Here is an 18,889-nt window from a genome sequence, read left to right as displayed (position 1 = left end):
GGTAGACAAGAGGATCTTTGCTGCCGGCGAGCTGTGCAAACATCTTTACGACTCGGCATCGCCTATGCGTCCGACACTGTTTTATAATTGTGAAAAGCACGATCGTTCTTTTTTGCCGGCGCCAATGCCATCGAGAAGAGCGCAGAGGCTGCAAAGGTCGCGTCCTAGAATGACCGGCTGCCCTCAAAAGCCCCCTTTTTGCAATCCAATGGAGTCAAGTCAATGAAGGTTCTTGTACCTGTCAAGCGGGTCGTCGACTACAACGTCAAAGTGCGCGTGAAGAGCGACGGCACCGGGGTGGACATTGCCAACGTGAAGATGAGCATGAACCCGTTCGACGAGATCGCTGTCGAAGAGGCGGTGCGCCTCAAGGAGAAGGGCATCGTGACCGAAGTCATCGCCGTGTCTTGCGGTGACGCCAAGTGCCAGGAAACCCTGCGCACCGCGATGGCCATCGGTGCTGACCGCGGCATCCTGGTCGAGACCACCGAAGAGCTGCAACCGCTGGCCGTGGCCAAGCTGCTCAAGGCGCTGGTCGACAAGGAACAGCCCTCGCTGATCATTTTGGGCAAGCAGGCCATCGACGACGATGCCAACCAGACGGGCCAGATGCTCGCTGCGCTGGCCGATCTGCCGCAAGCCACCTTCGCCTCGAAGGTCGAGCTGGCCGCCGACAAGGTGACCGTATCGCGCGAAGTCGACGGCGGCATGGAGACGCTGACCCTCACGCTGCCGGCAGTCATCACGACCGACCTGCGCCTGAACGAGCCGCGCTACGTGACGTTGCCCAACATCATGAAGGCCAAGAAGAAGACGCTCGATATCTTCAAGCCTGAAGACCTGGGTGTGGACGTCAAGCCCCGGCTGAAGACCTTGAAGGTCAGCGAACCGCCCAAGCGCGGCGCAGGCATCAAGGTGGCCGACGTGGCTGCGCTGGTGGACAAACTGAAGAACGAAGCGAAGGTGATCTGAACATGACCGCACTAGTTATTGCCGAACATGACCACGCCAGCATCAAGCCGGCAACCCTGAACACGGTGACTGCTGCCATCGCTTGCGGTGGCGACGTTCACATCCTCGTGGCTGGCGCCAATGCAGCGGAAGCGGCCAAGGCAGCCGCACAGATCGTTGGCGTGTCGAAAGTCATCGCCGCCGACAGCCCGAGCCTTGCCGAGAACCTCGCTGAAAACGTGGCGGCTCAAGTCCTGGCGATTGCCAGCAACTACAGCCACATCCTGTTCCCCTCGACCGCCAACGGCAAGAACGTGGCGCCCCGCGTGGCTGCCAAGCTGGACGTGGCGCAGATCAGCGACATCACGAAGGTGGACAGCCCCGACACCTTCGAGCGCCCGATCTACGCCGGCAACGCCATCGCGACGGTTCAGAGCAGTGATGCCACCAAGGTGATCACCGTTCGCACGACCGGCTTCGACGCCGCAGCAGCCACCGGTGGCACCGCAACCGTCGAAACCGCCGAAGGCGTCGCAGACAGCGGCAAGTCGAGCTTCGTGAGCCGCGAAGTCACCAAGAGCGAACGCCCCGAACTGACCGCCGCCAAGATCATCGTCTCCGGTGGCCGTGCATTGGGCAGCGCAGAGAAGTTCCAGGAAGTGATGGCCCCGCTGGCCGACAAGCTCAATGCAGGCCTGGGCGCCAGCCGCGCAGCCGTCGACGCAGGCTACGCCCCCAACGACTGGCAAGTGGGCCAGACCGGCAAGATCGTCGCGCCGCAGCTGTACATCGCAGCGGGCATCTCGGGCGCCATCCAGCATCTGGCCGGCATGAAGGACTCGAAGGTCATCGTCGCGATCAACAAGGATGAAGAAGCACCGATCTTCAGCGTGGCCGACTACGGCCTCGTCGCCGACCTGTTCGTGGCCGTGCCCGAACTGGTCAAGGCGCTCTGACCGCACCGCTGCAATGAGCCAGAGGGCATCGTTCGCGATGCCCTTTTCGTATCCGCTGTATCTGGAGACAAGACATGAGCTACACCGCCCCCCTCAAGGACATGCTGTTCGACATCGAACACCTGGCCAACATCGGCGAAATCGCCAAGCTGCCGGGCTTCGAGGAAGCCGGCCTCGAAACCGCGCAGGCCGTGCTCGAGGAATGCGCGCGTTTCAACCAGGACGTGGTGGCGCCGCTGAACATCGAAGGCGACCGCAATCCCTCGTCGTTCAAGGACGGCGTGGTGACTACCACGCCGGGCTTCAAGGAGGCCTTCGCGCAGTACGTGTCGGGCGGCTGGCAGGGCTTGCAGCATCCGGCGGACTTCGGCGGCCAGGGCCTGCCCAAGACCATCGGCGCGGCCTGCGGCGAGATGCTCAACTCCGCCAACATGAGCTTTGCGCTGTGCCCGCTCTTGAGCGACGGCGCCATCGAGGCGCTGCTCACGGCCGGCTCGGATGAACTGAAGGCGGTGTACCTCGAAAAGCTCGTGAGCGGCCAGTGGACCGGCACGATGAACCTCACCGAGCCGCAGGCCGGCAGCGACCTGGCCATGGTGCGCAGCCGCGCCGAGCCCGAGGCCGACGGCACCTACAAGGTGTTCGGCACCAAGATCTTCATCACCTACGGTGAGCACGACATGGCCGAGAACATCGTGCACCTCGTGCTGGCCCGCGTGAGCGGCGCGCCCGAAGGCGTGAAGGGCATCAGCCTGTTCGTGGTGCCCAAGTTCATGGTCGGCAAGGATGGTGTGCTGGGCGAGCGCAACGACGTGCACTGCGTGAGCATCGAACACAAGATGGGCATCAAGGCCTCGCCGACCGCCGTGCTGCAGTACGGCGACCACGGCGGTGCCGTGGGCTACCTCGTGGGCCAGGAAAACCGCGGCCTCGAGTACATGTTCATCATGATGAACTCGGCGCGCTACGCCGTGGGCATGCAGGGCATTGCGATCGCCGAGCGGGCCTACCAGCACGCCGTGGCCTACGCCAAGGACCGCGTGCAGAGCCGTCCGGTCGACGGCTCCATCAACGCCAGCGCGCCCATCATTCACCATCCCGACGTCAAGCGCATGCTGATGACGATGCGCGCCTACACCGAAGGCTGCCGCGCGATGGCCAGCGTGGCCGCCGCCGCCTACGACGCCGCGCACCACAGCGCCGACGCGGATGCGCGCAAGCAGAACCAGGCCTTCTACGAATTCATGGTGCCGCTGGTCAAGGGCTACAGCACCGAGATGAGCCTGGAAGTAGCCTCGCTCGGTGTGCAGGTGCACGGCGGCATGGGCTTCATCGAGGAAACGGGCGCGGCGCAGTACTACCGCGACGCGAAGATCCTGACGATCTACGAAGGCACCACCGCCATCCAGGCCAACGACCTCGTGGGCCGCAAGACCGCGCGCGACGGCGGCCAGACCGCCAAGGCCATCGCCGCGCAGATCGAGAAGACCGAAGCCGAGCTGGCCAAGAGCGACCACCCGGCGGCGGCTGCCGTGCTCAAGCGCCTGACGGCCGCGCGGCTGGCGTTCATCGACGTGGTCGATTTCGTGGCCGGCCAGACCAAGGCTTCGCCCAACGCGGTGTTCGCGGGCAGCGTGCCCTACCTGATGCTCGCGGGCAACCTGGTGGCCGGCTGGCAGCTCGCGCGCTCGCTGATCATTGCGCAGGACCTCGCCTCGCGCAGCTTCGACACCGACTTCATGCTGGCCAAGATCGCCACCGCGCGTTTCTATGCCGAGCACATCCTGAACAAGGTGCCGGGCATTCGCGACAGCATCGTCGACGGCGCCGAGAGCGTCACGGCCCTGGCGCTCGAGGCGTTCTGACACGCCCCCCGCTGTCGCCCATCTGACGGGCGGCAGCAGCCTCTCTGTCTTATAAAACCGCACACTCATTTCCGGAGACAACATGTCCAAGCTGCCCCCCGTCCTCGCGAACCTGCCGCTGCCGATCATCGGCTCGCCGCTGTTCATCATCAGCAACCCCAAGCTCGTGATCGCGCAATGCAAGGCGGGCGTGGTCGGCTCGATGCCGGCACTCAACGCGCGCCCCGCGGCGCAGCTCGAGGAGTGGCTGATCGAAATCACCGAAGAACTCGCGGCCTACAACAAGGCCAACCCGGACAAGCCCGCCGCGCCGTTCGCCATCAACCAGATCGTGCACAAGAGCAATGACCGGCTCGACCACGACATGGAAATGGTCGTCAAGTACAAGGTGCCGATCGTCATCACCTCGCTGGGCGCGCGCACCGACGTGAACGACGCGGTGCACAGCTACGGCGGCGTGACGCTGCACGACATCATCAACAACAAGTTCGCCAGGAAGGCGATCGAAAAGGGCGCCGACGGCATCATCGCCGTGGCGGCAGGCGCCGGCGGCCATGCGGGCGTGAAGAGCCCGTTTGCGCTGGTGCAGGAAATTCGCCAGTGGTTCGACGGCCCGATCGCGCTGTCGGGCTCCATCGCCACCGGCGGCGCCGTGCTCGCGGCGCAGGCCATGGGCGCCGACTTCGCCTACATCGGCACCGCGTTCATCGCGACCGAAGAGGCGCGTGCGAGCGACGACTACAAGCAGGCCATCGTGGACGGCGACTCGGACGACATCGTCTACTCGAACCTGTTCACCGGCGTGCACGGCAACTACCTGGCGCCCAGCATCGTGGCTGCCGGCATGGACCCCGCGAACCTGCCCGAAGGCGACCTCAAGACCATGAACTTCGCCACCGGCGACGGCAGCAAGACCAAGGCCTGGAAAGACATCTGGGGCTCGGGCCAGGGCATCGGCGCCGTCACCGAAGTGGCCAGCACCGCGGCCTTCGTCGAGAAGCTCAAGCGCGAATACCAGGAAGCAAGGCAACGGTTGGCGCTTTGAGCGCCATTGCGACCGGCGCGGCGCCTGCCGGCGCGCCGTCGTCATCGCTGGGTCGGATGCCGCTGCTCGACGCGGCCAAGGGCATCGCCTGCGCGGTGATCGTCGGACACCATCTTTCGCGCTACGGCCCGATGCCGGCCGGCGCGTACGCCCTCGCGCCTGACCTCTTTGCCTGGCTGGCCGACCAGGGCCGGCTGGCGGTGCAGGTGTTTCTCGTGATTGCCGGCTTCCTTGCGGCGGCCAGCCTCGCGCCCGACGGCATGCTGCGCGGCGAGCGGCCGATGGCGCGCATCCTGCAGCGCTACGGACGGCTGGTGATGCCGTACCTGGCCGCGCTCACGGTGTGCGTGCTGGTGGCCGCGGTGGTGCGGCCGTGGCTCGACGAAGACATCGTGCCCGCGTCGCCGACTTTCGGACAGCTGGTCGCTCACGGCCTGCTGCTGCAGGACCTGCTGGGCTACGAGTCGCTTTCTACCGGGGTCTGGTACGTGGCCATCGACTTCCAGCTGTTCGCGTTGGCGCTGGCGCTGGTCGGCTTGCCGACGCTGCTGCAGCGTTCGAGCGGCGCCACCTCGCCGGGCCTGCGGGCGCGCTGGTTGCCGGTGGCGCTGGTGATCGGCCTGGCGGTGGCTTCGCTGGCGCTCTTCAACCGCAATGCGGGGCTGGACGACACCGCCTTCTATTTCTTCGGCACCTACGGCCTGGGCATGCTGGTGTTCTGGATCGGGCGCGCCACCCGCTTCAGCACCTGGCAAAGCGCCATCGCACTGCTGGCGCTGGTGGGTTCGGGCGCACTGGCCATCGACTGGCGCAGCCGCATCGCCACCGCGCTGGTCACGGCGCTGCTGCTGGCCGTCGCGCAGCGCCGGCACTGGCTGTCGCCGCCGCACTGGCCGGCGGTGGCCGTGCCGCTGCAGCGGCTGGGGCGCATGTCGTATTCGCTGTTCCTCATTCACTTTCCGGTGCTCCTTGCCATGAACGCGGCGGTGGGCAACGCCGGGCCGCACGGCGCATGGTTCGATGCGGCGGGCCTGGTGGCGACCTTCGGGTTGTCGGTGGCGGCCGCGGCGCTGCTGTACCGCTGGGTGGAAGCGCGCCCGGCATCGTGGCGCGCGGTGTTCACGCTTTTTGCTGCCTTGCTGCTCAGCGGCGTCGTCGTTTCGCATTGACGGCCCGGCGCCCGCTGCGGCGCCTTGGCTTGATTTATCTCAAGTGCCTGCTCCGGAGGCCCGGGGCACGCAGTCTCCGGGCTCGTAAAGTCGCTGCTGTCTTCGGTATGATTGTGGAAATTTCAGTAATTACTGAAAATACACGAAACCAAGGAATGACCAAGCCCACGCCATCACGATCGCCGTTGCGGGCCTTCGCGTCGCCCGACGTCGGCGGGGTGGTGCAAGGCGCGGCCGCGCTGTTCTGGTTGCCGCAAGCCGCGTTCCTTGCGATGGCGGTTCAGGGGCTGGCCTCGGGCGAAGGCTTGCCGGCTGTGCTGTGGCCGGCCGGCGCGATCCTGTTGCTGGGGCTGCTGCGTGCGGCCTGCGAGGCCTGGGGCTCGCGCCGGACCTTCGGCCGCGCCAGGGCGCAACTCACCGCGCTGCGCGCGCAGACGGCGGCGGCGCTGGCGGCCGGCTCGCCGCTCGACCGCGGCCGCGCGCCTTCAGGGCTCGCAGCGAGCGTGCTCGCCGAGCAGGCCGAGGCACTGGTGCCGTACCTCGTGCGCTACCAGCCGGCACGCTGGCGCGCCACCGTGGTGCCGCTGTTCATCCTGTGCGCCGTGGCCGCTTTCTCCTGGGTGGCCGCGCTGGTGCTGCTGTTCGCGGCGCCGCTCATTCCTGTCTTCATGGCGATCGTCGGCTGGCGCGCCAAGGCCGCGAGCGAGGCGCAGATGGTGGAGATGGGCGGCATGAACGCGTTCCTGCTCGACCGGCTCCGGGGCCTGGCCACCTTGCGCGCGCTCGGCGCGGTGGACGCCACGGCGCTGCGCCTGGGCGACGCCGCGCAGTCGTTGCGCCGGCGGACCATGGCGGTGTTGCGCATCGCATTCCTTTCGTCCGCGGTGCTCGAGCTTTTTTCGGCGCTCGGGGTCGCGATGGTGGCGGTGTATGTGGGCTTTCATCTGCTGGGCACGCTCGGGTTCGGTGCTTGGGGGCGGCAACTGAGCCTGGGCGAAGGCCTGTTCGTGCTGCTGCTGGCCCCGGCCTTCTTCGAGCCGCTGCGCGAGCTGTCGGCCGTCTGGCACGACCGCGCCGCGGGCGAGGCCGCATTGCAATCGCTCGAACAGCTGCAGCGCAACGAACTGCCCTTGCCGGGTGCCGCTGCCTCGCTGACCCGCACCGCCGCAGGCGTGCAGAACGACCCGCCTGCGCTCGCCATTCACAACCTGCACTTTGCCTGGCCGGGCGAGCCGCAAGAGGTGCTCGACGGTTTCGAGCTCCGCGTCGCCGCCGGCGAGCATGTCGCGCTGGTCGGCCCCAGCGGTTGCGGCAAGACGGCCTTGTTGTCGCTGATCGCAGGCCTGGTCCCGGCGCGCCGCGGCGACATCTCCATCGGCGGCGTGACGCTCACCGATCACACCGTCGCCGCCTTGCGCCAGCGCATGGCGTGGATGGGGCAGGCGCCGCACGTTTTCGCCGGCTCCGTCGAGGCCAACGTGGCCTTGGGGCGCGTCGGCGTCCACACCCCGCAGGTCGCCGCCGCGATGCGCTTCGCCGCGCTCGAAGAAGTGGCGCAGGCGCACCCCGGCGTCGCGCTGGGCGAAGGCGGGCAGGGCCTGTCGGGCGGCGAAGCCGTGCGCCTCGCGCTCGCGCGCATCGCCGTGCACCGCCACGCCGACCTGCTGCTGGTCGACGAGCCGACCGCGCACCTCGACACCGAGACCGCCGGGCGCGTGGCCGACGCCTTGGTGGCCTTGGCGCGAGGCAAGACCCTGATCGTCGCCACGCACGACCCGGTGCTTGCCGCGCGCATGCACCGCACGGTGAGCCTCGTCGCCGAAACGCTGGAGCAGGCGGCATGAAGGACATCCGAGCCTCCTCGAACTGGCGCGACCTGCGCGCGGTGCTGCGCCCCTTCCTCGCCGCGCAGCCGCGCCCGTTGCTGCTGGGTTGCCTGCTCGCAGCCGTCACCGTGTTGACCGGCATGGCGCTGCTCGGCCTCTCCGGCTGGTTCATCACCGCGACTGCGCTGGCCGGCCTGCACGCCGCCACGGCGTTCACCTTCGATGTGTTCATGCCGTCCGCCGGCATTCGCCTGCTCGCGCTCGGCCGCACGGCGTCGCGCTACGGCGAACGGCTGGTGACGCACGACGCAAGCTTCGCCGTGCTCGCCGCACTGCGCGTGCGCCTGTTCCGCGGCTGGGCGAAAGCCGGGGCCGCGCGCGAGCTGCTGAGGCGGCCGGCCCGCCTGTTGTTTCGCCTGACCTCGGACATCGACGCGCTCGAATCGCTCTACCTGCGCCTGTTCGTGCCGGCTGCTGCCGCGCTGGGCGCCGCGCTGCTGGCCGGCTTGGTGCTGGGCTTCATGCACGTCGGCATGGGCGTGGCGCTGGGGCTCTGGCTGGTGATCGCCGGCTGGGGCATCGCCTTTGCCGTGGCACGAAGCGCTCGCCGCCCGGCAGTGCGGCGAGCGCATGCCATCGAGGCGCTGCGCGCACGCGCCGTCGACCTCGTGGCGGGCCAGACCGACCTGGTGATGGCGGGGCGCATCGATGCCCAGCGCGACGCGCTGATGAACGCCGACATGCACCTCGCCAAGGCCGACCTGGCGCTCAACAAGCTCGAAGCCGCGGCCGGCTTCGCCTACGGCAGCGCGGGCACCCTGACGCTCGTCGGCGTGCTGCTGGCTGTGGGTGCGCTGGTCGGCGAGGGCGCCATCGGCGCACCGGCCGCGGCGCTCGCCCTGCTGGTGGCGCTCACCGCCACGGAGCCTTTCGCGGCCTTGCGCCGTGGCGCACTCGATGCGGGCCGCACATGGCTGGCGGTGCGCCGCCTTGCACCGCGCATGACCGGCGAGGACAACGCGCAGAACGAGGCCGTGCGCCAGGAAGAGCCTGCTTTCGCGCTGCGCCTGCAGGGCGTGAGCTTCGCGCACGCCGGCAGCCGCGCCCCGGTGCTCCGCGACCTGTCGCTGACCCTGGCTCCCGGCGAGCGCGTGGCCTTGATCGGCGCGAGCGGCGCCGGCAAGTCGACGCTGCTCGCCGCCGTCGCCGGCGAAATCACGCCGCAGTCGGGTCGTGCGAGCGCGCAGCCCGCCTGCCTGCTGACCCAGCGCACCGAACTCTTCCAGGACAGCCTGCGCGACAACCTGCGCCTCGCCGACCCCGGCGCCACCGACGAAAAGCTCTACGCGGTGCTGCGTGCCGCCGGGCTCGAAGGCGACGTGCGCGCCATGGCCGCGGGCCTGGCCACACGGCTGGGCGAAGGCGGCCTCGGCCTTTCCGGCGGCCAGTCGCGCCGGCTCGCATTGGCCCGCCTGCTGCTGCGCCCGGTGCCGCTGTGGCTGCTCGACGAACCCACCGAAGCGCTCGACGCCGCCACCGCGCACGACGTGCTGCAGCGCCTGGCGCAACACGCCGGCCCGCGCACCTTGCTCATCGCCACGCACCTGCGCCGCGAGGCCGCCTTGGCCGACCGCCTCGTGTGCATGGCGCAGGGCCGCGTCGTGGCCGACCTGCGGCGCGGCAGCGCGGCCTTCGACGCCGCATTGCGCAGCCTGCGACCGGATTGATTTCAGCGAACAAGAAAACAGGGAAAACAAAAGGAAGACCCCATGGACCTCGACATCGTTGCGCTATCGCGCCTGCAGTTCGCCGTGACGGCGCTGTATCACTTTTTGTTCGTGCCGCTCACGCTCGGGCTCTCGGTCATCCTGGCCATCATGGAGACGGTTTACGTGATGACCGGGCGCGTGATCTGGCGCGACATTACCAAGTTCTGGGGCGTGCTGTTCGGCATCAACTTCGCCATGGGTGTGGCCACCGGCATCGTGATGGAGTTCCAGTTCGGCATGAACTGGAGCTACTACAGCCACTACGTCGGCGACATCTTCGGCGCACCGCTGGCCATCGAGGGGCTGATGGCCTTCTTCATGGAAGCGACCTTCGTGGGCCTGTTCTTCTTCGGATGGGACAAGCTCTCCAAGGTGGGCCACCTCACCGCGACCTGGGCGGTGGCCATCGGCTCCAACTTCTCGGCGCTGTGGATCCTCATTGCCAACGGCTGGATGCAGAACCCCGTGGGCGCGGCCTTCAACCCGCAGACCATGCGCATGGAGGTGACCGACTTCGCCGCGGTGTTGACCAACCCGGTGGCGCAGGCCAAGTTCGTGCACACCGTGTCGGCCGGCTATGTGTGCGCCGCGGTGTTCGTGCTCGGCGTGTCGGCGTGGTACCTGCTCAAGGGCCGTCACATCGAACTGGCCAAGCGTTCGATGACCGTGGCGGCCTCGTTCGGCCTGGCCGCCGCGCTGTCGGTGGCGGTGCTCGGCGACGAAAGCGGCTATCTCTCGGGCGAACACCAGAAGATGAAGCTGGCCGCCATCGAGGCCATGTGGGAAACCCAGCCCGCCCCCGCCGCCTTCACCGTCATCGGCTTTCCCGACCAGGAGGCGCGCGAGACGCACTACGCCATTCACATACCGGGCGTGATGGGCCTCATCGGCACGCGCTCGCTCGACACGGTGATGCCCGGCATCGACGAGCTCGTCAAGCGCGCCGAAGCCCGCATCCGCGAAGGCCTCAAGGCCTACGACGCGCTGCAGAAGATCCGCGAGGCTGGCGGCACCGACAAGGTGACGCAGGGCGTGCGCGGCGACTTCGAGGACAACGGCATCAACATGGGCTACGCGCTGCTGCTCAAGCGCTATGTGGACGACCCGCGCACCGCCACCGACGCGCAGATCGCCAAGGCCGCATGGGACACCGTGCCCCAGGTGGCGCCGCTGTTCTGGCTGTTCCGCGTGATGGTGGGCATCGGCATGCTGCTGATCCTGCTGACGGGCACCTTCTTCGTGCTCTCGGCGCGCCGCAAGCTCGACAGCCACCGCTGGTTGCTCCAGCTCGCCGTGCTCGCGATTCCGCTGCCGTGGCTGGCTATCGAGGCCGGCTGGCTGGTGGCGGAGTTCGGCCGCCAGCCCTGGGTGATCGAAGGCGTGCTGCCGACCGCGGTGGCCGTGTCGAACCTGGGCGTGAAGACGCTGCTGCTCACGATTGCGGGCTTCGTCGCCATCTACACCGTGCTGCTCGTCATCGAGATGAAGCTGATGCTCAAGGCCATCCGCAAGGGACCCGAGGCGGAGCATGCGCCCGATGAAGGCGACACGCGCTCGCACGTTCCGCCGGCCCACGCAAGCGCAGGTGCCGCCATTTCTTCCACCGGGAGCGCCGCATGACCCTTCACACACTCCTCGACTACGACACCCTGCGCGTCATCTGGTGGCTGCTGATCGGCGTGCTGCTGGTGGGCTTCGCCGTGACCGACGGCTTCGACCTGGGCAGCGGCATGCTGCTGCCCTTTGCGGCACGCAACGACATCGAGCGCCGCGTCGTCATCAACAGCGTGGGCCCCGTGTGGGAGGGCAACCAGGTGTGGCTGATCCTGGGCGGCGGCGCGATCTTCGCCGCATGGCCGCAGCTGTACGCGGTGTCTTTCTCGGGCTTCTACCTGGCGATGTTCGTGATTCTCACGGCGCTGATCCTGCGGCCCGTGGCCTTCAAGTTCCGCAGCAAGCGCGAGTCGCCGCAGTGGCGCGCGCGCTGGGACTGGGTGCTGTTCTTCAGCGGCTTCGTGCCTGCGCTGATCTGCGGCGTGGCCGTGGGCAACGTGCTGCAGGGCGTGCCGTTTCGCTTCAGCGCCGACATGCACATCTTCTATGACGGCGGCTTCTTCGGCCTGCTGAACCCGTTCGCCATCTTGTGCGGGCTGGTGTCGGTGGCGATGCTCGTGATGCACGGCGCTTCGTGGCTGCTGCTCAAGACGGCGGGGCCGGTGGCCGAGCGCGCACGCACCTACGGCATGGTTGCGGCGGTGCTCACCATCGCGCTGTATGCGCTGGCGGGCGTGCTGCTCGCGACGAGCATCGGCGGCTACCGCATCAGCAGCGTGGTCGACGCCGTGGGGCCGTCGAACCCGATGCTCAAGACCGTCGAGCTGCACGCCGGCGCGTGGACGGTCAACTACGCGGCGCACCCGTGGACGCTGGCCGCACCGGTGCTCGGCTTCGTCGGCGCGCTGGGTGCGTTGCTCGGCCTCATGCTGCGCCGCCCGGTGCTGGCGTTGCTGACCGCGGCGCTCGGCATCGCCGGCATCATCCTGAGCGTGGGCGCGTCGATGTTCCCGTTCATCCTGCCGTCGTCGATCGACCCGCGCGCCAGCCTCACGGTGTGGGACTCGTCGTCGAGCCACCTCACGCTGTTCATCATGCTGGTGGTCACGGCGTTCTTCATTCCCATCATCGTGGCCTACACCAGCTGGGTCTACCACGTGCTGTGGGGCAAGGTCGACGAACAAGCCATTCGCGACGAGAGCGCACACGCGTACTGAACGGAGAAAAAAAGATGTGGTACTTCGCCTGGATTCTCGGCCTGCCCCTGGCAGCCGCCTTTGCCGTGCTCAACGCCATGTGGTACGAACTGATGGACGACGACGCCGTGCGCAAGGCCAAGTTCGACACGCCCGAGCCTGCGCAAGGGCAGGAGCGGCTCTAGCGTTCGCCCGCAAGCCTTCTCAAGGCTTCTTTTTCGACGCTCCGCCGCCGGTGATGCGGTCCTTGAGCGTCAGCACCTTCGTCACGGTCGCGCCCATCCCCATGAGCTTCATGGCGGTTTCGGGCGCGAGCCGCTGCACGTCGTCGAACCACTTCATCAGCCGGTCGATCAGGTCGTGCATCTCGCGCATGCGCTCCTGCGCGTGCCGCTCGGCATCGCTCGTGGGCGATTCGAGCAACGCGTTGCGCAGCATCGACAGCGTGGGCTCGATCTCGCGCCGGCGACGCTCTTCGGCCAGCACCCGAAAAATTTCCCACACGTCCGACGGCGCCTCGAAATACTCGCGCCGGTCGCCTGCCTGGTGCCGCAGCCGCACCAGCCGCCAGGCCTGCAGTTCTTTCAAGCCCATGCTCACGTTGGAGCGCGAAAACTCCAGCAGCTCGGCGATCTCGTCGGCATTGAGCGCGCGCTGCGACAGAAAGATCAGCGCATAGATTTGCCCGACGGTGCGATTGATGCCCCACTTGCTGCCCATCTCGCCGAAGTGGGCGACGAACTGGCGGTTGAGGGGCGGGAGTTCTGCGGAGGTGGCCATGCGCGAATTGTCGCGCGAGATTGCTGGAGTTCCGGTAGCTTCTGAAAACTCGCGCCGGCTCAGTCCGGCTCGGTCCGGCTGTGCGCAGGCAGCACCCGCCGCCGGTACGACCCCGGCGCACCCCCCGTCCACGCCTTGAACGCCCGCTGGAACGCCGCGCTGTCGGCAAACCCCAGCTCCTCGGCCAGCGCCGCCAGCGGCACGGTGCTCGTGGCGAGCCGCACGATGGCCAGGTCGCGCCGCAGCTGGTCCTTCAGCGACTGGAACGAGGTGCCCTCGGTCGCCAGGTGCCGCTGCAGCGTGCTGACCGACATGTGCAGCACGTCCGCCGCAGTGGCCAGGTCGGTCCACGCCGGGCGGTGCTGCTGCAGCGCGGCGCGCACCCGTGCGCTCACGGCCTGCTCGGCCACGCGCGGCAGGATCACGTTGGCAGGCGATGCGGCAATGAACGCCTGCATCTCCTGCGCGTCGCGGTGCATGGGCGTGTCGAGCGCGCCGGCGTCGAACCACACCGCCGACAGCGGTTGGCCGAACTGCAGCGGCCCCGGAAACACCTTGGCATAGCCGTCCGCATAAGGCGGCAGCGCGAAGCCGAAGTCGAAGCGGCGCGCCACCAGCCGCCCGCCGTGCAGCCAGGCGAACAGCCGCCAGTACACGCGCAGCATCAACTCGTGCAGGAAGTTCTGGTACGTGACGGGCGCGTTGTTCAGCCGCAGCCCGAAGCCCGCGAGCGGGCCTTCGCGCAGCAGCACCAGCGACAGGTCGTCCTGCAGCAGGCCGAATGTGCGGGCGACGCGGCGCATCGACACCTCGAAGGTGCGCGCGCCCAGCGTGGAACGTGTCATCAGCGCAAAGCTGCCACGGCCCAGCCGCCGCGTGAGGAAGCCCAGCGCCTCGTCGTCCATGCGCGCCATCAGCAACGCGAACAGCGCCACGTACTGCTCGGCCGTGACGCGTGCGCCCACCGCGTCGAGCAGCGCGGGTTCGATGCCCGCGTCCTGCAGCGCCGTGTCGATGCAGAGCGTGCCTTGCGCACCGCGCGCACGAATGCCCGACAGCATGCCGTGGACGAAGGCGATCGGAATCGTGACGGGCGGCTGCAGCATGTGTCTGTCGATGGACGCTCTTTCGAATTGACGTTTTCTGCCATGCGATCGAAGTGAACTGCAATCGCCGGGAGGTGGGCGAATTTCTACCATGCGTGCACTGGAACGAGACGGAGACAAACCCATGTACATGACCCAGGGCCTTCACCGGTCCGTGCAGCAGCGCCCCGACAGCATTGCGGTGCGCTTCGCCGGCCGCACGCGGACCTTTCGCGACTTTGCCGACCGCGTGGCGCGCCTGGCCGGCGCGCTGCAGGGGCTGGGCATGCAACCGGGCGACCGCGTCGCCATGCTGTCGCTCAACTCCGACCGCTACCTGGAGTACCAGATGGCCGTGCCCTGGGGCGGCGGCGTGCTCAACCCCTGCAACATCCGTTGGTCTCCGGCCGAGATCCTCTATTCGCTGGAAGACTCGGGCTCCACGATCCTCCTGGTCGACGAGACCTTCCGGGCCGTGGTCGAACAGATGCGCGGCCAGTCGAAGAGCCTGCGCGAGGTGATCTATTGCGGCGAAAGTACCGTGCCGGCCGGCATGCACGGCTATGAGGGCCTGATCGACGCCGCGTCGCCGGTGCCCGACACCGGGCGCCGCGGCGAGGACCTGGCCGGCATCTTCTACACGGGCGGCACCACGGGTTTTCCCAAGGGCGTGATGCTCAGCCACACCAACATCTGCAGCTCGGCCCTGGCGGCGCAGGCCGAGGGCCTGGCGCCCGCCGGCGGCTGCTACCTGCATGCCGCCCCCATGTTCCACCTGGCCGACATGGGCCTGGGCACGCCGCACTGGTTCGTGGGCAACACGCATGCCGTCATTCCGATGTTCACGCCCGAAGGCGTGCTCGACGCCATCGAGCGCGACCGCGTGACCAGCCTGCTGCTGGTGCCCACCATGATCCAGATGCTGGTCGACCACCCTGCCATGCGCAAGCCGCGCGACCTGGGCAGCCTGAAGAACATCACCTATGGCGCATCGCCGATTTCCGAGGCGGTGCTGAACCGCGCCATGGACGCCTTTCCGGGCGTCGACTTCGCGCAGGCCTACGGCATGACCGAGCTGTCGCCCATCGCTACCTTGAACCCCGCGTTCTTCCACACGGCCGAGGGCCGCAAGGCCGGCAAGCTGCGCTCGGCGGGGCGCGCCAGCGTGTGCATGGAAGTGCGCGTGGTCGACGCCGAAGGCGCCGAGGTGCCGCGCGGCACCGTGGGCGAGGTGGCCGTTCGCGGCCCCAACGTGATGCAGGGCTACTGGAACAAGCCCGAGCAGACCGCCGCCGCGCTGCGCGACGGCTGGATGCACACCGGCGACGGCGCCTACATGGACGACGACGGCTTCATCTTCGTGGTCGACCGGCTGAAGGACATGATCATCAGCGGCGGCGAGAACGTTTATTCAGCCGAGGTCGAGAACGCCATCAACCAGCACCCGGCGGTGGCGGCCTGCGCGGTCATCGGCATCCCGAGCGACGAGTGGGGCGAGGCCGTGCACGCGGTGCTGGTGCTCAAGCCGGGGCAGGGCGTGCAGCCCGAGGAACTGATCGCGCACTGCAAGACCCTGATCGCCAACTACAAGTGCCCGCGCAGCGTGGCCGTGCTCGACGCGCTGCCGCTGTCGGGCGCCGGCAAGGTGCTGAAGACCAAGCTGCGCGAACCCTTCTGGCGAGACCGCCAGCGCAGCGTTGCGTAAGCCCCTCTTTCATCTTTCATCTTTCATCTTCCAACCCAACAACCCAGGAGCCTTTCATGAGTCAAGACGTCTACGTCGTCGGGGTCGGCATGATCCCGTTCACCAAGCCGGGCGCCAACCAGCCCTATCCGCAGATGGCCAGCCACGCCACGAACGCCGCGCTGAAAGACGCCGGCATCGGCTACGAGCTGGTGCAGCAGGCCTACGTGGGCTATGTGTACGGCGACTCCACCGCCGGCCAGCGCGCGCTGTACGAGGTGGGCATGACCGGCATTCCGGTCGTCAACGTCAACAACAACTGCTCCACCGGCTCGACCGCGCTGTTCCTCGCGCGCCAGGCCGTGGCCAGCGGCGCGGCCGACTGCGTGCTGGCGCTGGGCTTCGAGCACATGAGCCCCGGCGCGCTGGGCGCGGTGTTCAACGACCGCCCGAGTCCGTTCGACCAGTTCGAGACCCTCACCGACGAGCTGGTCGGCAACGAGCAGGTGCCGCTTGCGCTGCGCTACTTCGGCGGCGCGGGGCTGGCGCACATGCAGCAGTACGGCACGCAGATGTCCACCTTCGCGAAGATCCGCGCCAAGGCCAGCCGCCATGCGTCGAACAATCCGGTGGCGCTGTTTCGCACGGTCATCACGGAAGACGAGGTCATGGCCGCACCGGTCATGTGGCCCGGCGTGATGACGCGGCTCATGGCCTGCCCGCCCACCTGCGGCGCGGCCGCGGCCATCGTGTGCTCGGAGCGCTTCGCGCAGCGCCACGGCCTGGACCGCAGCGTGCGCATCAAGGCGCAGGCCATGACCACCGACCGGCCCATCACCTTCGAGAGCCGCGACATGCGCGAGGTGGTCGGCTTCAGCATGGCGCAGGAGGCCGCGCAGAAGGTGTACGACGCGGCCGGCGTCGGCCCGTACGACGTGGACGTGGTCGAACTGCACGACTGCTTCGCGCACAACGAGCTGCTCAGCTACGAGGCGCTGGGCCTGTGCCCCGTGGGCGGCGCGGAGAAGTTCGTGCTCGACGGCGACAACACCTACGGCGGCCAGGTGGTCACCAACCCCTCGGGCGGGCTGCTGTCGAAGGGGCACCCGCTGGGCGCCACCGGGTTGGCGCAATGCACCGAGCTGGTCCAGCAGCTGCGCGGCACGGCGGACAAGCGCCAGGTCGAGGGCGCTCGGATGGCGCTGCAGCACAACCTCGGGCTGGGCGGCGCATGCGTGGTCACGCTGTACGAACGCGTCGAACCCGTGTAAAGGCCGCGCCATGATCGACAAAAAATGGATCGGCCACGCGCTGCCGCCCTCGGTGCTGCCCATCGAGCGCACCCGGCTGCAGTTCTTCGCCAAGGCCATCGGCGAGACCGACCCCGTCTACACCGACGCCGCCGCCGCGCGCGACGCCGGCTACCCCGACCTGCCCGCGCCGCCGACCTTCCTGTTCGCGGCCGAACTGGACTCGGGTGCGTCCAGCCAGCTGCTGGACGACCTGCAGATTCCGCTGTCGAAGCTGCTGCACGGCGAGCAGAGCTTCAGCTACCACCGGCCGGCCTGCGTGGGCGACACGGTGACGGTGCGCTCCACCATCACCGACATCTACGACAAGAAGAACGGCGCGCTCGAGTTCGTCGTGAAGACCTCGCGCGCCACCAACCAGCGCGACGAGCTGGTCGCCGAGCTGCGCGCGGTGATCGTGTGCCGCCACTGAAGGAACACCGATGAACGCCGTGACCTACGACGCCGTGCAAGTCGGCGACGAACTGCCCGCACTGCAGCTGCCGCCGGTGAACCGCACCGCGCTCGCGCTGTTCGCGGGCGCCTCGGGCGACCACAACCCGATTCACATCGACACCGACTTCGCGCGCAAGGCGGGCATGCCCGACGTGTTCGCGCAGGGCATGCTGGGCATGGCCTGGCTGGGCCGGCTGCTCACGCAGTGGTCGCCGCAGTCGCAGTTGCGCCGCTTCGACGTGCGCTTCCAGGGCATCACGCACCTGGGCCATGCGGTGCGCTGCACCGGCCGCGTGGTCGAAAAGCTCGCGCACGACGGCGAGCGCTGCGTGCGCATCGAGGTGCTCAGCGCCAACCAGTACGGTCAGGCGCGCATCGCGGGCGAGGCGCTGGTGGCGCTGCGCTGACATCACTTCAAGGAAAGACAAGAGACATGACACCCAAACTCGCCGGCAAGGTCGCCCTTGTCACCGGTTCGGGCCGCGGCATCGGCCGGGCCATTGCATTGAAGCTCGCATCGGAGGGCGCACGCATCGTCGTGAACGACCTCGATGCCGAGCCGGCCGAAGACACCGTGCAGGCCATTCGCGCGGCGGGCGGCGAGGCCGTGGCCTGCGTCGGCAGCGTGGCCGCGCCGGACTTTGCCGAGCGCTTCGTCGGCACGGCGGTGAACGAATACAAGGGGCTGGACATCGTCGTCAACAACGCGGGCTACACGTGGGACAGCGTGGTGCAGAAGATGACCGACGAGCAGTGGTACGCCATGATCGACGTGCACCTGACGGCGCCGTTTCGCATCCTGCGCGCGGCGCAGCCGGTGATTCGCGCGCTGTCGAAGGCAGAAGCCGAAGCAGGGCAACGCGTGGTGCGCAAGGTGGTCAACATCTCGTCGGTGGCCGGCCTCTTCGGCAACGCGGGGCAGGCCAACTATTCGACCGCCAAGGCCGGCATCGTCGGGCTCACGCAAACGCTGGCCAAGGAGTGGGGCCGCATGAACGTCACGGTCAACTGCGTGGCCTTCGGTTTCATCCAGACGCGGCTGACCGCCAGCACGGCGGAGGCTTCCACCGCGAACATCGAGGGCCGCGAGATCAAGGTGGGCATCAATCCGGGGCTGCTGGCGATGATGGAGCAGTCGATTCCGCTGGGCCGCGGCGGCACGCCCGAGGAGGCGGCCGGCGCGGTGTACCTGCTGTGCGCGCCCGAGTCCGACTACGTGAGCGGGCAGACGCTGATGTGCACCGGCGGACTGACGGGCATCTGA

At 68.1% G+C, this 18,889-nt stretch carries 17 protein-coding genes; 15 read left to right on the top strand and 2 right to left on the bottom strand.

The genetic code is table 11. The features are described 5' to 3' along the window. Positions 1–222: 222 nt before the first annotated feature. The 10 genes from ACSFA5_RS03490 to cydX all read left to right on the top strand — a co-directional run bounded on the left by ACSFA5_RS03490 (position 223) and on the right by cydX (position 12,516). A complete protein-coding gene (locus ACSFA5_RS03490; protein WP_435442615.1) occupies positions 223–972 on the top strand; it encodes an electron transfer flavoprotein subunit beta/FixA family protein in 750 nt (249 codons plus the stop codon). A 2-nt stretch (positions 973–974) separates the two neighbouring features. Further along, positions 975–1,907: an electron transfer flavoprotein subunit alpha/FixB family protein gene (locus tag ACSFA5_RS03485; RefSeq protein WP_435442614.1), complete on the top strand. Its 933-nt coding sequence runs from the start codon at positions 975–977 to the stop codon at positions 1,905–1,907. Between the two features lie 74 nt (positions 1,908–1,981). Then, positions 1,982–3,772, top strand: coding sequence for an acyl-CoA dehydrogenase (locus tag ACSFA5_RS03480; protein WP_435442613.1), 1,791 nt, complete (start codon positions 1,982–1,984; stop codon positions 3,770–3,772). An 82-nt stretch (positions 3,773–3,854) separates the two neighbouring features. Next, positions 3,855–4,817: an NAD(P)H-dependent flavin oxidoreductase gene (locus ACSFA5_RS03475; protein WP_435442612.1), complete on the top strand. Its 963-nt coding sequence runs from the start codon at positions 3,855–3,857 to the stop codon at positions 4,815–4,817. Between the two features lie 56 nt (positions 4,818–4,873). Continuing rightward, complete coding sequence (locus tag ACSFA5_RS03470) at positions 4,874–5,986, top strand: acyltransferase family protein (RefSeq protein WP_435442989.1); 1,113 nt, start codon at positions 4,874–4,876, stop codon at positions 5,984–5,986. A gap of 155 nt (positions 5,987–6,141) precedes the next feature. After that, positions 6,142–7,830, top strand: a complete 1,689-nt coding sequence (cydD, locus tag ACSFA5_RS03465; protein WP_435442611.1) for a thiol reductant ABC exporter subunit CydD — start codon at positions 6,142–6,144, stop codon at positions 7,828–7,830. Further along, on the top strand, positions 7,827–9,539 hold the full coding sequence (locus ACSFA5_RS03460) for an amino acid ABC transporter ATP-binding/permease protein (protein WP_435442610.1): 1,713 nt from the start codon (positions 7,827–7,829) through the stop codon (positions 9,537–9,539). The genes cydD and ACSFA5_RS03460 overlap by 4 nt, the downstream gene beginning before the upstream one ends. Positions 9,540–9,581: 42 nt before the next feature. Beyond that, positions 9,582–11,201 (top strand): cytochrome ubiquinol oxidase subunit I, encoded by a 1,620-nt coding sequence (locus tag ACSFA5_RS03455; RefSeq protein ID WP_435442609.1) that lies wholly within the window; start codon positions 9,582–9,584, stop codon positions 11,199–11,201. After that, the gene (cydB, locus tag ACSFA5_RS03450) at positions 11,198–12,352 is read left to right on the top strand and encodes a cytochrome d ubiquinol oxidase subunit II (protein ID WP_435442608.1); all 1,155 of its coding nucleotides are present in this window, start codon (positions 11,198–11,200) and stop codon (positions 12,350–12,352) included. Before ACSFA5_RS03455 ends, cydB begins: the two co-directional genes overlap by 4 nt. 14 nt (positions 12,353–12,366) lie before the next feature. After that, the gene (gene cydX / locus ACSFA5_RS03445; RefSeq protein WP_435442607.1) at positions 12,367–12,516 is read left to right on the top strand and encodes a cytochrome bd-I oxidase subunit CydX; all 150 of its coding nucleotides are present in this window, start codon (positions 12,367–12,369) and stop codon (positions 12,514–12,516) included. Positions 12,517–12,535: 19 nt separating this feature from the next. Here the strand turns inward: cydX and ACSFA5_RS03440 are convergent, their stop codons facing one another. Continuing rightward, positions 12,536–13,111 (bottom strand): GbsR/MarR family transcriptional regulator, encoded by a 576-nt coding sequence (locus ACSFA5_RS03440; RefSeq protein WP_435442606.1) that lies wholly within the window; start codon positions 13,109–13,111, stop codon positions 12,536–12,538. 59 nt (positions 13,112–13,170) lie between these two features. Next, positions 13,171–14,217, bottom strand: coding sequence for an AraC family transcriptional regulator (locus ACSFA5_RS03435; RefSeq protein ID WP_435442605.1), 1,047 nt, complete (start codon positions 14,215–14,217; stop codon positions 13,171–13,173). Positions 14,218–14,341: 124 nt separating this feature from the next. Here ACSFA5_RS03435 and ACSFA5_RS03430 point away from each other — a divergent pair, with 124 nt between their 5' ends. Genes ACSFA5_RS03430 through ACSFA5_RS03410 form a run of 5 tightly spaced genes read left to right on the top strand, consistent with a single transcriptional unit; the run spans position 14,342 to position 18,889 of the window. After that, positions 14,342–15,901, top strand: a complete 1,560-nt coding sequence (locus tag ACSFA5_RS03430) for a long-chain-fatty-acid--CoA ligase (protein WP_435442604.1) — start codon at positions 14,342–14,344, stop codon at positions 15,899–15,901. A 56-nt stretch (positions 15,902–15,957) separates the two neighbouring features. Continuing rightward, positions 15,958–17,151, top strand: a complete 1,194-nt coding sequence (locus tag ACSFA5_RS03425) for a lipid-transfer protein (protein WP_435442603.1) — start codon at positions 15,958–15,960, stop codon at positions 17,149–17,151. Between the two features lie 10 nt (positions 17,152–17,161). Then, entirely contained in the window at positions 17,162–17,602 is a 441-nt protein-coding gene (locus tag ACSFA5_RS03420; RefSeq protein WP_435442602.1) for a MaoC family dehydratase N-terminal domain-containing protein, read from the top strand. Between the two features lie 10 nt (positions 17,603–17,612). Next, on the top strand, positions 17,613–18,032 hold the full coding sequence (locus ACSFA5_RS03415; RefSeq protein WP_435442601.1) for a MaoC family dehydratase: 420 nt from the start codon (positions 17,613–17,615) through the stop codon (positions 18,030–18,032). A gap of 26 nt (positions 18,033–18,058) precedes the next feature. Then, positions 18,059–18,889: an SDR family NAD(P)-dependent oxidoreductase gene (locus ACSFA5_RS03410; RefSeq protein WP_435442600.1), complete on the top strand. Its 831-nt coding sequence runs from the start codon at positions 18,059–18,061 to the stop codon at positions 18,887–18,889.

Origin of the sequence: Variovorax monticola (assembly GCF_051216855.1) — a bacterium.
In the GTDB taxonomy this organism is placed as follows: Bacteria; Pseudomonadota; Gammaproteobacteria; order Burkholderiales; family Burkholderiaceae_C; genus Variovorax.
The sequence above is the reverse complement of the archived record's forward strand: the minus strand, read 5'-3'. Positions and strand labels throughout refer to the sequence as shown.